The following is a 12,951-nucleotide window of genomic DNA, read 5'->3' as shown; positions in this document are numbered from 1 at the left end:
AAAAAAAACCGGCGCAGGAACGCACCGGCTATGCAGGCAGAAAGACTGAAAATGTGGTGCCTTTTCCCGGCACGCTGGAGACAGAAATCCTGCCGCCATGGCTTTGCACAATGTTTTTCGCAATGGCCAGACCGAGCCCTGTTCCGCTCGTGCTGTTGCGCGTCCGGGCTTTATCTCCCTTATAGAAGCGCTCAAATACAAACGGGATGTCCTCCTCAGGAATGCCGATGCCGGAGTCCTGCACCTCAAACACAAGCCCGCCTGAGCGGGAATCCACGGCAAGTGTTACGCTGCCGCCCGCCTCCGTGTGGCGCACTCCATTATCAATGAGATTCGTCAGCACCTGCTCAAGGCGGTCCGGATCAAACGTATAGACCTCGGCCGTGGAACCGAACTGTGCGTACAGCCGGATTTCCTTCTCCTTTGTAATCCCTTGAAACTTTCGAATAATTTTGTCCACAAACGGCCCCAGCTCCACCTCAGTCTGGTGCAGCTCTACATGGCCGCTCTCCATCCGCGCCAGATCCAAAAGCTCATTCACAAGCCGGCCAAGGCGGACAGATTCATCATAAATAATCTGCACAAATTCGTGCACTTCTTCCTTCGTGGTGACCAGATCATCCAAAATTGCTTCACTGTAGCCCTGCAGCATCACCATCGGTGTCCGCAGCTCATGCGAGACGTTCGCAATGAAGTCCTTGCGCATTTTCTCCAGACGGCGCTCCTCTGTCATATCCCGCAGCACCGCCACTGCCCCGCGGATTTTCGTCTGGTTGTACAAGGGGGTCATGAGGATCACATAGCTGCCGCTCTCCACATTCAGCTCCATCGCCTGCTCCTGCTCTGACTCGACAACCCGGTGGAACAGCTGCATCACTTCCGCCGGCAGGCTGCCTGTCTCCCGTTCGCCTTTTACATGCCAAAGCTGCAGAAACCGCTCCGCCGGCGGATTGATGACGACAGCCTGGCCATCCTGGTCCAGGGTGATGACACCGTCCGCCATGCTGCTCAGAATGCTCGTGAGCTGCTCCTTCTCCTGCTCCAGCGCATTGATGTTGAACTTCAGCTGCCGGCCCATCTGGTTCAAAGCGGTTCCCAGTTCGCCAATCTCATCCCGCGACACCATCGGCACTTTCACATCAAACCGGCCGCGCGCCACATCAAAGGCCACCTCCCGCATTTTGCGCAGCGGCGCCGTAATGCGGGTGGACAGGAAGAAGGCAAAGAAGGTGGTCAGCATAATGGCAATCCCGGCCGACAGGAAGATGAAATCGGTTGCTTTTTTCATCGCCTGCTTCGGCACCTGCAAGGATTGATAAACAAACACGCCACCATGGCTTCCCGCCCCAAGAGGCACACCGACAATCATAATCTCATTGCTTTCCTCCGCCTTGGCACCGGGAATATACATCCGCTTCTGTACCTTCTGTTGCTTCGTGAACACTTGATTCAGCTCTTTGTCCTTTTGCAGATCGGACAAAGAAAGGCTGGCAAGCTCTTTCTCCCCAGGAGAGTAGGAGATGTTCGCCTCATCGCGTACCACCATGATGCGTGAGAGCGGGTCGACGAAGCGGTAGCCCACCGCCTCAATGGTCTGCTCCTCTCCCCCCTCCTCAATCATTTGCGAAATCTGGGTGGCAACGTTTTTCAGTCTGGTTTCGCTCATCGACAAATAGTAATTCTCGAAAAACTGCAGCAGCAGCACCGCCACAAAGCCGAGCACGACGGAGACAAGAAGCAGGATGGTAATCCAAAGCTTGCCTACTACACTTCTCCAAAGCATTATTCGTTCACGACCTCGAATTTATAGCCAACGCCCCAGACCGTCACAATCATCTTGGCGGCGCTCGCAGATTTTTTATTCAGCTTCTCGCGCAAACGCTTGACATGTGTGTCAACCGTACGCAGGTCGCCGAAGAATTCATATTGCCATACTTCCTTCAACAGCTGCTCCCGGTCAAACACCTTATCCGGTGATTTTGCCAAAAACAGCAGCAGCTCATATTCCTTCGGTGTCAGGTTGACTTCCTGGCCGTCCGCCGTCACCCGGTGCGCATCATTATCAATTGTCAGATGCGGAAACACAGTGATATCCTTTGTTGTTGTTTCCTGCGAGAAGAAGGTAACCGGTGTCGAGCGGCGCAGCAGCGCTTTTACCCGGAGAACCACTTCACGCGGACTGAACGGCTTCACGATGTAGTCATCGGTTCCCACTTCAAAGCCCTGTACGCGGTTTACCTCCTCGCCCTTTGCTGTCAGCATAATGATCGGCGTTGACTTTTTCTCGCGCACCTCACGGCAGACTTCAATGCCGTCCTTGCCGGGCATCATCAGATCCAGGACAATCAAGTCATACTCGTACTGCAGCGCTTTTGCCAGCGCAGTATCGCCGTTGTCGGCTTCATCAATGGTATAGCCTTCACGCTCTAAGTACATTTTTAAGAGGCGGCGAATACGCTCCTCATCATCTACTACAAGAATCTTCGTTTCAGTATTTTGCATCGTTCTCCCGCTCGGCCAAACAGAGCGGTCCACACCTGCCTTTCTCGCTCTATTTCTCTACAATTTACCATGGAGAGGCGCACTATACGCGCTCCCTCCCACAGGAAGTTTGCTAAATGTTTGCAGGTTTGCAATACATATGAGCATTTTATGAATCTTCCCGCTTGACCCTCGTCAACATTTTACATAATGATTTCCGTTTTTACTATGTTTTGCGTAAAATTGAAAAGAAATTGACAAAATTTCGAAGAAAAATAGCAAACACCTTGACTTTTCTAAGCTTTCTTCTATTTTTCACTTGGTTGCTTGGGAAACTCCCTCCATGAAAAAAAGACTCTCCCAAATGGGAGAGTCTTTTATGCGTAGGAATGCAAGCCTGCGATAATCAAGTTCACCGCAACAAGGTTGAACATAATGATGGCAAAACCGATGACCGCAAGCCATGCGGATTTCTCGCCGTGCCAGCCCTTAGACAGGCGAAGATGCAGAAATGCCGCATAGAACAGCCAGGTAATGAGGGCCCATACTTCCTTCGGGTCCCAGCCCCAGAAGCGCGTCCAGGCGACCTGCGCCCAGATCATTGCAAAAATCAGTGCGCCCAGTGTGAAGACCGGGAAGCCAATGGCCACGGAACGATAGCCGATTTCATCAAGCAAATCATCGTCCACGCGCTGCACAAAGCGCTTCAGGAATGCTCCGATGCGCTGGCGGAACAAAAGGCGCAGCACGGCATAAATGCCGGTTCCGAACAGGATGGACCAAACCACCGTATTCAGCTTCTTTGCATTGATAACGGCTGGCGTGTGTAAAGCCGGCTCCAGCTTGCCCTTTGTCTGCAGCTTGCCTTCATTCGGGCCGACAAATGCCGGCATATTGTACACCATTTCACTCTGCTGCTTGTTTTTATCAATGTACTGAAACTTGGCTTCATACTTTGCCGCCGCAAAAGAACTTGTGGCAACAACAAAGCCAAGCGTACAAATCATGAAGAACATAACCGCTTCAAGCCAAAATGTTTGCTTGCTGCGTTTTGTCTGGTCGATGTTTTTAACCAGATAGATTAATCCGGCCACAAAGCTGATTGCCAGAATGGATTCCCCTGCCGCTGCGGTTGTTACGTGAATATGCAGCCAGTTGCTCTTCAGCGATGGAATCAGCGGGGTAATTTCGCGCGGGAACATACTCGCGTAGGCAATGACGAGAATGGCCACCGGCAGCGCGAACAGTCCGAGCACGCTTGTGCGATAGATGAAATAAATAATAATGAACGAGCATACGAGCATCATGCCAAAGAACGTCGTGAACTCAAACAGATTGCTGACCGGCGCATGCCCCGCGGCAATCCAGCGCGTGATGAAGTATACGAGCTGGGCTGCGAAGCCGGCAATTGTAATGCCGATCCCGATATTTGCCCACCTCTTGCCCTTTTCCCGGATTGCTCCGCCGAAGAATAGGGTTGCGATTAAGTATAAAACAAAGGCCACAAAAAGAAAGTCACTGCTCAGTTGCGCCACATTTCTCCCACCCTTAGCTGATTTTTTCTGTTAATGCTTTATCCTGCGGCTTTGGAATGCTGGTACCCTCCAGTACCTTGGCAATTTCATTGCGGAAGCCATACCAGTTTTTATTCGTATGGCCGGCGATCCACAGCTCGCTGCCGACACGCTGCACCCAGATGCGGCGGTGATTCCAATACATCCCTTGAATCACTCCGATCATAAAGATGGCTCCGCCAAGGCCAACGATCCACAGCGTGAGGTCCTTCTTCACTGTTAAGGCGCTCGCATTGCGCGTCTCAATGCCGGCGAAGGTCATCTTGTATTTGTTTTCGCCAGATGGTTCAATATTCTGACGAATTGCCACGAAACTGACTTCTCCGTCAGGCTTCTCCGGCGTAATCATCTTGAATACGAAGGCCGGGTTATTGGGCACCTTTGTTTTCGTGTTCGGTTTTCCATCCTCATCGAAGTAGAAGTCCGGGAAATAGTTTAATAGCTTAACAACATGGCCCCCGCCCAAATCATAGGATTCCTTCGGGTCATCCAGGCTGATGGCAATCGGGCCCAGCTTTTCAGCCGTCGCCTTGTTCTCCAGAAACAGCTTCATCTTGCTGAGCTCGCCTTCCTTGTAATCCACCTGGTACAGGGAATAGTTATCAAATTCCAGCGGCTCATTGACACGGATGTCGTAGGCTTTCACTTTCTCCAGCTTTGGCTCCTGGCCGGCCACAGCCTTGCCGGCCGCCTTGTACAGGACGACGTTGGTTTGGAAGTTCTTTGGAATCATTTTATTGCCGACACGGTCGATGGCATCGCCGAATACAGCGGCATCCTTACTCTTGTCATACACTTCCTTAATAAACTTTTCATTCTTAATATAGTACTTTCCGTTCGTGCCCGGGATCTCTTTCGTTTCCCCTTCCCGCAGCCAGACCGACTGATCGACATACATGCCAGGCACAAAGCGGAGCATGGTGCCAAACAAGAAAATAATGAGACCAACATGGTTGACATAAGGGCCCCAACGGGAGAAACGTCCTTTTTCCGCCAGGATGTTGCCGTTCTCCATCCGTACGCGGTAGCGGCGCTTCTTCAGGTTTTCTTCTATTCTTGCAATCTCTTCTCCGGTGGCGGCAGAGACGCCATATACACGCTGGCGCTTCAAGAAGCTGGCATGGCGTGTGACTCCTTGCTTTTTCAAAGCCTTGTACAGCGGCACAACCCGGTCCAGACTGCAAATCACGAGCGAAATGCCGATGGAAGCCAAGAGAAGGATATACCACCAGGAACTGTATAAATTATTGAAGCCAAGCTGGTAGTACAGTTCTCCAAGCGTACCGTATTGGTCGGCATAATACTGCTCGGGTGTTGCGTTTGGCGGCAGGTACATTTGCTGCGGCAAAATTGTGCCGATTGCGGAGGCTGCCAATGTGATGACGATGAGCCAAATTCCCACTTTCACAGATGAGAAAAAGCTCCAAATCTTATCTACAATTGTTTTTGTATTCGTCACGGACCGGCGGGCGCTGCCTTCATACTTCATATCCAACAGCGCTGCAGATTCCCCGTCCTCAAACGGCTTGCCGCAGGCTTCGCAAAAAATCGTGCCGATTGGATTGACGTGCCCGCATTCACATTTCACATGATCCATTTCCTCACCCCTTTGCTGCGTTACGGCATAATTTTCTTCATGTAGGCTTCGATCTGTTCCTTTGTCTGTGTGCCTTTAATGATATCCACAACCTTGCCGTTCTTATCAATCAAGAAGGAGGTTGGCAGCGGCACGACGCCGTATGTAGTCAAAATTTCCTGGCCCTTATCAATCGCAATTGGGAATTTCAGACCGTACTGCGCAGCGAAATTTTTCACCGCAATCTCGGTCTCATCCGCATTCAACGCGACAATCTCGACACCCTTGTCTTTATACACGCTGTACAGTTCATTCATATAAGGCATTTCCTTCTCGCACGGCTTGCACCAGGTGCCCCAAAAATTCAAGAACACGCCTTTGCCGCGCAAATCCCGCAGCGAGATTTCTTTGCCATCCATCGTAACAGCTTTAAAGTTTGGGGCAGCGCTTCCAATTGCGACCTTCTCCTTATCGCCGGAGAAATTCTGGTACAGTGTGAAAGCAACTGCGCCGATGAGTACAAGCAAAATGACGGACCGAAACAGCAATCTGTTCTTTTTCATCCTCTTCCCCCTTGGCTGCCAAGACTCAGCACAGCGCTGAGTCTGTCTTGTTTGTGTATGTTTAACGCGGCTTTGTCGTTGCCGTTGCACGCAGACGCTTCACTTCGTGCGGCGTCAGCTCCCGCTTTTCTCCGGGGCGCAGATTGCCCAGCTCCAAAAAGGCATAGCGCTCGCGTTTCAGCTTCTGCACAGGACAGCCTACCGCTTCAAACATGCGGCGCACTTGCCGGTTGCGGCCTTCATGAATGGTAATTTGCACAACAGCCGTTTCCTTGCGGCGGTCACCGGAGATGACCTTCACCTGTGCCGGCGCCGTTTTGCCATCCTCAAGCATGACGCCGCGCTCAAGCATCCGGACTTTTTCCTTCGTCAGCACACCCTTCACCTTGGCCACATATACCTTATCCACCTCATATTTCGGGTGCGTCAGTATATTGGAAAACTCACCGTCGTTTGTCATCAGCAGCAAGCCGGATGTGTCATAGTCCAGGCGGCCAACAGGGAATACACGCTGCGGCACCTCCTGAAAAAAGTCCGTGACCGTTTTCCGCCCCTTATCGTCGCTCACCGTGGAAATGACACCAGTTGGCTTGTATAAGAGATAATAGACCGGTGATTCCTTTTCAATCTGAATGCCTTCCACCTCGACCCGGTCCTTGCCGGACACCTTTGTTCCCAATTCCTTGACCACTTGGCCGTTGACCTTCACCTTGCCCTGCAGGATGAGCTCTTCCGCCTTGCGTCTGGAGGCGATTCCCGCTTGCGCGATCACCTTCTGCAATCTTTCCATGTCGTTTCTTCACCTCAAATTTATCTTACCTTCCACAAAAAAGGAAAACAAGTTAGCGGACTTATTATGTGTGTATTTTCACACTTTTCCGTTAACAATTTGTTCACGTTTTTGTCACAAGCAAATTCTTCCTGACAAGCGGCTTGTCCAATGGAAACAACCATGTCATGAAGCTTTTACTATTATAATAAAGTTTTGCCAAAAAGGAAAAGGAAATCAAAAAGAATGCCGGAATTCCGGCATTCTCATTAGAAAAACAGGCTGACAAAGATAATGGAGCAAACGATTCCGATGAGGTCGGCAAGCAGTCCCACCTTCAGCGCGTCGCCCATTTTCCGGATGCCGACCGCCCCAAAGTATACAGTAAGCACGTAAAACGTCGTATCCGTGCTTCCCTGGATTGTGGAGGCAAGACGGCCGATGAAGGAATCCGGACCATAGGTGGCAATCAAATCTGTCGTGATGCTGAGGCCCGCTGACCCGGAAATGGGCCGGATGAGGGCGAGCGGCACAATCTCAGCGGGGATGCCCACCTTATCGAGCACCGGCTTCATGACGCCGACCATTGCATCCAGTGCCCCGGAAGCCCGGAATATGGCAATGGACACCAGCATGCCGACCATAAACGGCAGAATAGATACGGCAATCTGCAGCCCCTCTTTTCCGCCCTCGACAAACGTTTCATAGGTCGGCACCTTTTTAAAGGTGCCGTATAACAGGATAAACCCGATCATGCACGGGATAATCCAGAGAGAGATGGTATTCATCACGCTCATTTATGTTCCCTCCCCTTCTTCACTCGCCGTTTGTAAAAGATGCGGTCAATCCAAAGCGCCCCAATCATGGCAACCACCTGCGCCAGGAGCGTTACCCCGACAATCTCTGTCGGATTGGCGGACTTGTACGTCATCCGGATGGAGATGACAGTTGTCGGAATGAGCGTGATCGCTGCCGTATTCAGTACAAGAAAGGTGACCATGGAGCGGCTTGGGTAGTCCTTGTTGCCGCTCAGTTCCTTTAAATGCTCCATTGCTTTAATGCCGAGCGGTGTGGCTGCATTGCCCAGCCCGAACAGATTCGCCATCATGTTGGACAAGATAAAGCCCATGGACGGATGGCCCTCCGGAATTTCTGGAAACAGCTTTCGGATAACCGGCAGAAACAGGTTCACCAGCTTTTTCAAGAGCCCGGCTTCCTCTGCAATTTTCATGAGCCCGAGCCAAAACACGAGCACACTCAGCAGGCCGATACAAATCGTAACTGCGCTTTTTGCCCCCTCAAACACCGCTTTATTGACTGCCTCCATCGTGCCGTTGATCATGGCGAACACAATGCCGACAACCGTCATCACAACCCAGATAATATTAACCATCGTACGTCACGCCCAGCATGGAGGAGAAGACCTCCTTAAAATTTCCCCAAAACGAGCCGCTGGACGAAAAGATCTTTTTCTTGCTGTAAAACACGTTGCGTTCCCCGATCGGCTGGCCGTCCAAGTAGAACATGGCTTTTCCCACCATATCGCCGCCGCTTTGCTTATCTGTCTTTTTGTCGAGTTGAATGTCCACAGTCACCTTATCCTTCTCCGCTTCTGTAAGCGGGTATTTGAAGGCATTTTTCAGGTAGACATGCTGTCTGTAAGGACCTTTCTCCACGTCCCCAATGCCGCCTTGGTTCATAATGGTCGTCATCTCATAGTCCTCAAACGCCTTATCAAACAGATACATGTGGTCATTCCAGTCGCTCGACGCCTGCAGCGTCACCACAATGAGATTCATGCCGTCCTTCGAAGCGGTGGTGACAAGCGTGCGCCCTGCTTTTTTCGTAAACCCGGTCTTCCCGCCGGTGGCATACTCATACATGCCGGTCACAAGCTTATGCTTGTTGCGCCACGGATAATCCCAGGACTCGGAGCGGTACGTTTTGGTGCCGGTAATTTGCCGGAACTGCTCATTGTTCATGGCATACCTTGTCAAAAGCGCCATATCATAAGCGGAAGAATAATGATTGCCATCGCCATCCAAGCCGGACGGATTTGAAAAATGGGTGTCCTTCATGCCGATTTCCTGCGCCTTTTCGTTCATCATGTATACAAAGCCTTCCATACTGCCGCCGACATACTCGGCAATCGACTGTGCCGCATCATTGCCGGAGCGCAGCATCAAGCCGTACACCAAATCCTCCAGCTTCACCTTCTGGCCCGGCTTCAAATAAATGGAGGAGCCTTCCGTCCGCACCATCGTATTGGTGATTGTCACCGTGTCCTTCATCTTTCCGGACTCCGAGGCGAGAAGCGCCGTCATAATCTTCGTAATGCTGGCAATCAGCTCGGAATCGTGCTCCTGCTTGGCATACAGCACCCGGCCGCTTTCCTGCTCCATCAGCACAGCATTGCGGGCGCTCACTCCGCCAAAAGCGGCATATGTATGGGGGGAGGCGGTTATGTACAACAGCACAACACACAACACAGAAAGACCTGTCTTCAACACTCTCTGCACCTGCTTCACGTCCTTCTTCACTCTTGTTTTGTACAAGTGTATGCTTGGACATGAAGAATATGATTCAAAAGCGGAGGAAGCCGTTTAGCCATCCGAAGGGAGGTTCTCCGGCCTGAGAGGCGCTTTTTGCCTCTCTGTGTCGGAGAACCTCCCTGGCAGATGGTTGGCTGCCGAAGCTGGATGCTACTAAAAGCGAAACCGGCTGGTTCTCCCTGGCGGCAAGCCAGTCCCTGCAGCTGGACGCATCTCCCTTCTAAAGCGGCACGGGCACTTACAGGGCAAAAAAGAGGAGGCCCGGAATCTGAGCCTCCTTCCCACTATATATGTATATCCGCTGCCGGACGAACCTCATCAATAAAAATTTGCTCCACCCGCTTCGCATCATCGGGATGAAACAAGTGCGAGGATTTCTCCAGCCAGTACAGCTGCTTGGCATAATCTGTTTCTACATCTGCCAAATAGTCTGTCAGCAGCTGTCCCCACACGTGCACATCATGCCTGCCGTGAATAAAGCAGGACGGAATCTCCAGACGGGCCGCCGTCCTCTTGAAATCAATTTCGGCAAATTCTTCAATCATGCGCTGGGAATAGGAAAACTGAAAGCCGCGGTACAATGCGTTGATGACGTCCCGCATCGTATAATCCGGCGATTGCAGCAGCAGCATAAGCGCGCCCTTCATTCCCGGATGCTTTACCTCTGCATCCTCATAAATCATGGACCCGAAGCGCATTTGCCAGCTGCGCAGCACCCCCCATTGCTCGAGGCTTTTCGTATAAGGCGGCTGCCCTACCCGTTCCAGTTCCTGAATGGCCTTGCGGCTGCCGCGTTTTTCAGCTTCTTTACACGTCCACGCATAGGAAAGCCGGTCATTTTCCGCCCAGCTGATGACTTGGGACAATCCTGTATAGAAGTGGAATTTATGCGGCTGTTCCGAAGCGAGGCGCAGCCCGAGAATACTTCCCCACGAATGGCCTGCCAAGAATATCTTCTCCTGCCGGAACCGCTCCCGCAAATAATCAGTCAGTTCATTGGCATCCTCTACATATTGGCCGATATGCATGGACTCCTGCGGGATACTCTTATGATACGACTTCCCGGTTCCCCGCTGGTCCCAAAACACTACAGTAAAGTGCTTCACCAGCTCCTTCGTTGCTGTTGCCACAGCAAAATCACGGGAGCGTGAGCTGACACCGGGCAGCGGCATGCTCGGTCCGCCGTGGAGCATCAGCAATACCGGGTTACGGGCATCCTCGCCCTGGATCAGAATGGTTTGGGCAATGCCGCCAAGTTCAATGGTTTCGATTGTGCTGATCCCTGTACGCGGAATTTCAAAATCTCCTTTTCTCGCAAATAACATCACCATGTTTGCTCACACCTCTCTGTCTCTATGGGGACATTTGTCCCCCTGCAAAACGATAAAAAGGACGCACGATGCAGTGCGTCCTTAAAACGGCTGCCATTCCAGCTGCCGCGCCTTCTCAAAGCGCTCCGCCGCGTTCGCCCAATTCACAACATTCCACCAATTCTGTACATACTCCTCCCTGCGGTTTTGGTACTGCAGGTAGTAGGCGTGCTCCCATACATCGAGCACGAGCAGCGGAATCGTATCCCATTGCGTGAAGAGATGATGCAGCGTGCTTTGCAAAATCTCCAGCCGGCCGGCGCGCGGAGCCCAGACGAGAATGGCCCAGCCGGAGCCCTCCACCTTATTGGCCGCTTCTGAGAAGTGCTGCTTGAACTGGCCGAAGCTGCCGAAATCCTCTTCAATTTGCTGCAGCAGCGCCCCGCTTGGCTGGCTGCCGCCCTTTCTCATGTTGCTCCAAAAAATGGTATGCAAGTAATGGCCGGACCCATGAAAGGCGGCCTCCCGCTCCCAGTGCTTCAGCAGCGCATAATCGTTTGTCTCCCGCGCCTTCTGCATCATCAGCTCCGCTTTGTTCAGCCCGTCGACATAGCTGCGGTGGTGCTTATCATGATGCAGCATCATAATCTGCTTGGAAATGTACGGCTCCAAGGAATCGTACGGATACGGAAGCGGCGGCAGCATATGGCCGCCAACCGGCACGGCCTGCCGGGTGTAGGCATAGCCCCGTTCATAGGTCAACAGCCCCTCCTGCCGCCCGTATGTCAGCATCTCCTCCAGACGGTGCTGAATATTCTCCACATCATCGCTGACTTCGTAGACAAAATCAACGTCACAGTCCCCTTGATATTTCAGCCGCTCCAGCAGCAGCTGAATCTTATACTCCAATATGTGCACGTTATAAATTTCTGCAGCCCGGCTGTCCAGGATATGCAGCACACTTTCGCACCAATCCTCGACCTCATGAAAATAATTTCGGAACAGCTCCCGCTGATTCATGTGGCACCCCCTTACGCTGTACCTTCTATATGTATTCGCCGGGAAATAGGGGTATGACGGGAAGCCATGGCAGCGCGGGTGATGAGCAACGATTTGCAGCAAAAAAGGAGCTGCAGCCAGCCCCCTTCCCCTTATTGCGATTGAATCATCTTTGTCTGGTAGTCTGTTTCGTAGTACTCCAGCTCTTCGCGCATTGCTTGGAACTTCCCCTCCAGGCTGCGGATCAGCTCCTTCAGAGACGGCGGCGGCGCCATATGGAATGCAATTGCATTTCTGCCCGTGTAAGCAGAGCGGCTGTTTTCGTACCACTGATCATGCTTCGGGGAGAAAAACTCACAGATGACTTGATGATAGATTTTGTACAGCATGCGCTCGGCAGCCCCTTTACGGAACGGCTTGCTTTGCAGCAGCACACGGCACGCATCCAAGCCTTCTTCACAGAAGACAAGCAGTCGTCTCATTGTTGCCAGGAGACCTTCATAATACGGCTGGTTTCCTTCCTCTGCTTCCCCAAGCAACGATCCAATCGTGTGGTGATTCAAGTAGTGTGTCATAGCTGTTACGGTTTCCTGCAGGAAGCTCTCTACCTGCTTTGTTTGATTTTCCACAATGGAGTTTGACATGCCCGTTCTCCCTTCTTCCCCTTAAGATAATGCGGAAGCATATTCAGCGCTTCCGTTCTGCTTAACCTGCGCCACAACCTGCTGTACCGCCTGGATCGTCTGCCCGTCAAAGAAGGCGCCCAGTTCTTCCTTTGTGTTGAAATAGAGCCGCTTGCGCTTTTGCAGCGCCGGGTCCTTCAGCAGACAGGCCAGCGCGACAATTTCTTTAAAGGTGACAGGCTCTCCGGCTGCTTCGAGCACCGGATCGGCAGCAAACGGTGTGAATTCTGCCAGCTGCTCCTCAAAAAAGCGGATGTACAGCACATGCAATGTCCGCTCTTCGCCATCTGCTATGTATGTCACTTCAGAACGGTTGAAATAGTCCTCAGATGTATTGGACTGGGCTTTTACAAGCTCATATCCTTTATATTCTTTTATTCTCATCCCAACACCTCTATTCGTACTCTATACCTGTATCTTACCATAAGTATTTTGCAAATTCGT

Annotated in this window: 13 protein-coding genes; all 13 read right to left on the bottom strand. The window is 51.8% G+C overall.

The features are described 5' to 3' along the window. Positions 1 to 28: 28 nt before the first annotated feature. The 13 genes from NK662_RS09230 to NK662_RS09170 all read right to left on the bottom strand — a co-directional run bounded on the left by NK662_RS09230 (position 29) and on the right by NK662_RS09170 (position 12,891). Positions 29 to 1,783 (bottom strand): ATP-binding protein, encoded by a 1,755-nt coding sequence (locus tag NK662_RS09230; RefSeq protein WP_254758637.1) that lies wholly within the window; start codon positions 1,781 to 1,783, stop codon positions 29 to 31. Continuing rightward, the gene (locus NK662_RS09225) at positions 1,783 to 2,502 is read right to left on the bottom strand and encodes a response regulator transcription factor (protein WP_254758636.1); all 720 of its coding nucleotides are present in this window, start codon (positions 2,500 to 2,502) and stop codon (positions 1,783 to 1,785) included. Before NK662_RS09225 ends, NK662_RS09230 begins: the two co-directional genes overlap by 1 nt. Before the next feature lie 356 nt (positions 2,503 to 2,858). Continuing rightward, positions 2,859 to 4,016: a c-type cytochrome biogenesis protein CcsB gene (gene ccsB, locus NK662_RS09220; RefSeq protein WP_254758635.1), complete on the bottom strand. Its 1,158-nt coding sequence runs from the start codon at positions 4,014 to 4,016 to the stop codon at positions 2,859 to 2,861. Between the two features lie 13 nt (positions 4,017 to 4,029). Beyond that, entirely contained in the window at positions 4,030 to 5,652 is a 1,623-nt protein-coding gene (locus NK662_RS09215) for a cytochrome c biogenesis ResB family protein (protein ID WP_254758634.1), read from the bottom strand. A 20-nt stretch (positions 5,653 to 5,672) separates the two neighbouring features. Next, complete coding sequence (gene resA, locus NK662_RS09210; protein WP_254758633.1) at positions 5,673 to 6,194, bottom strand: thiol-disulfide oxidoreductase ResA; 522 nt, start codon at positions 6,192 to 6,194, stop codon at positions 5,673 to 5,675. 61 nt (positions 6,195 to 6,255) lie between these two features. Then, on the bottom strand, positions 6,256 to 6,984 hold the full coding sequence (rluB, locus tag NK662_RS09205; RefSeq protein ID WP_254758632.1) for a 23S rRNA pseudouridine(2605) synthase RluB: 729 nt from the start codon (positions 6,982 to 6,984) through the stop codon (positions 6,256 to 6,258). Positions 6,985 to 7,232: 248 nt separating this feature from the next. Then, a complete protein-coding gene (locus NK662_RS09200; protein WP_254758631.1) occupies positions 7,233 to 7,760 on the bottom strand; it encodes a spore maturation protein in 528 nt (175 codons plus the stop codon). After that, complete coding sequence (locus tag NK662_RS09195; protein ID WP_254758630.1) at positions 7,757 to 8,356, bottom strand: nucleoside recognition domain-containing protein; 600 nt, start codon at positions 8,354 to 8,356, stop codon at positions 7,757 to 7,759. The genes NK662_RS09200 and NK662_RS09195 overlap by 4 nt, the downstream gene beginning before the upstream one ends. After that, a complete protein-coding gene (locus NK662_RS09190; protein WP_254758912.1) occupies positions 8,349 to 9,470 on the bottom strand; it encodes a D-alanyl-D-alanine carboxypeptidase family protein in 1,122 nt (373 codons plus the stop codon). The genes NK662_RS09195 and NK662_RS09190 overlap by 8 nt, the downstream gene beginning before the upstream one ends. A gap of 329 nt (positions 9,471 to 9,799) precedes the next feature. Next, positions 9,800 to 10,846: an alpha/beta fold hydrolase gene (locus tag NK662_RS09185; protein WP_254758629.1), complete on the bottom strand. Its 1,047-nt coding sequence runs from the start codon at positions 10,844 to 10,846 to the stop codon at positions 9,800 to 9,802. An 81-nt stretch (positions 10,847 to 10,927) separates the two neighbouring features. Further along, positions 10,928 to 11,845, bottom strand: coding sequence for a superoxide dismutase (locus NK662_RS09180; RefSeq protein WP_254758628.1), 918 nt, complete (start codon positions 11,843 to 11,845; stop codon positions 10,928 to 10,930). Positions 11,846 to 11,976: 131 nt separating this feature from the next. Continuing rightward, positions 11,977 to 12,468 carry a YpuI family protein gene (locus NK662_RS09175; protein WP_254758627.1) on the bottom strand — a complete coding sequence of 164 codons (492 nt, stop codon included), beginning with the start codon at positions 12,466 to 12,468 and terminating at the stop codon, positions 11,977 to 11,979. A 21-nt stretch (positions 12,469 to 12,489) separates the two neighbouring features. Next, on the bottom strand, positions 12,490 to 12,891 hold the full coding sequence (locus tag NK662_RS09170; RefSeq protein ID WP_254758626.1) for a hypothetical protein: 402 nt from the start codon (positions 12,889 to 12,891) through the stop codon (positions 12,490 to 12,492). Positions 12,892 to 12,951 lie beyond the last annotated feature (60 nt).

The organism is Ectobacillus ponti, assembly GCF_024294785.1.
In the GTDB taxonomy this organism is placed as follows: domain Bacteria; phylum Bacillota; class Bacilli; order Bacillales; family Bacillaceae_G; genus Ectobacillus; species Ectobacillus ponti.
Note: the sequence above shows the minus strand (reverse complement) of the source record. Positions and strands in the feature narration are given on the sequence as shown.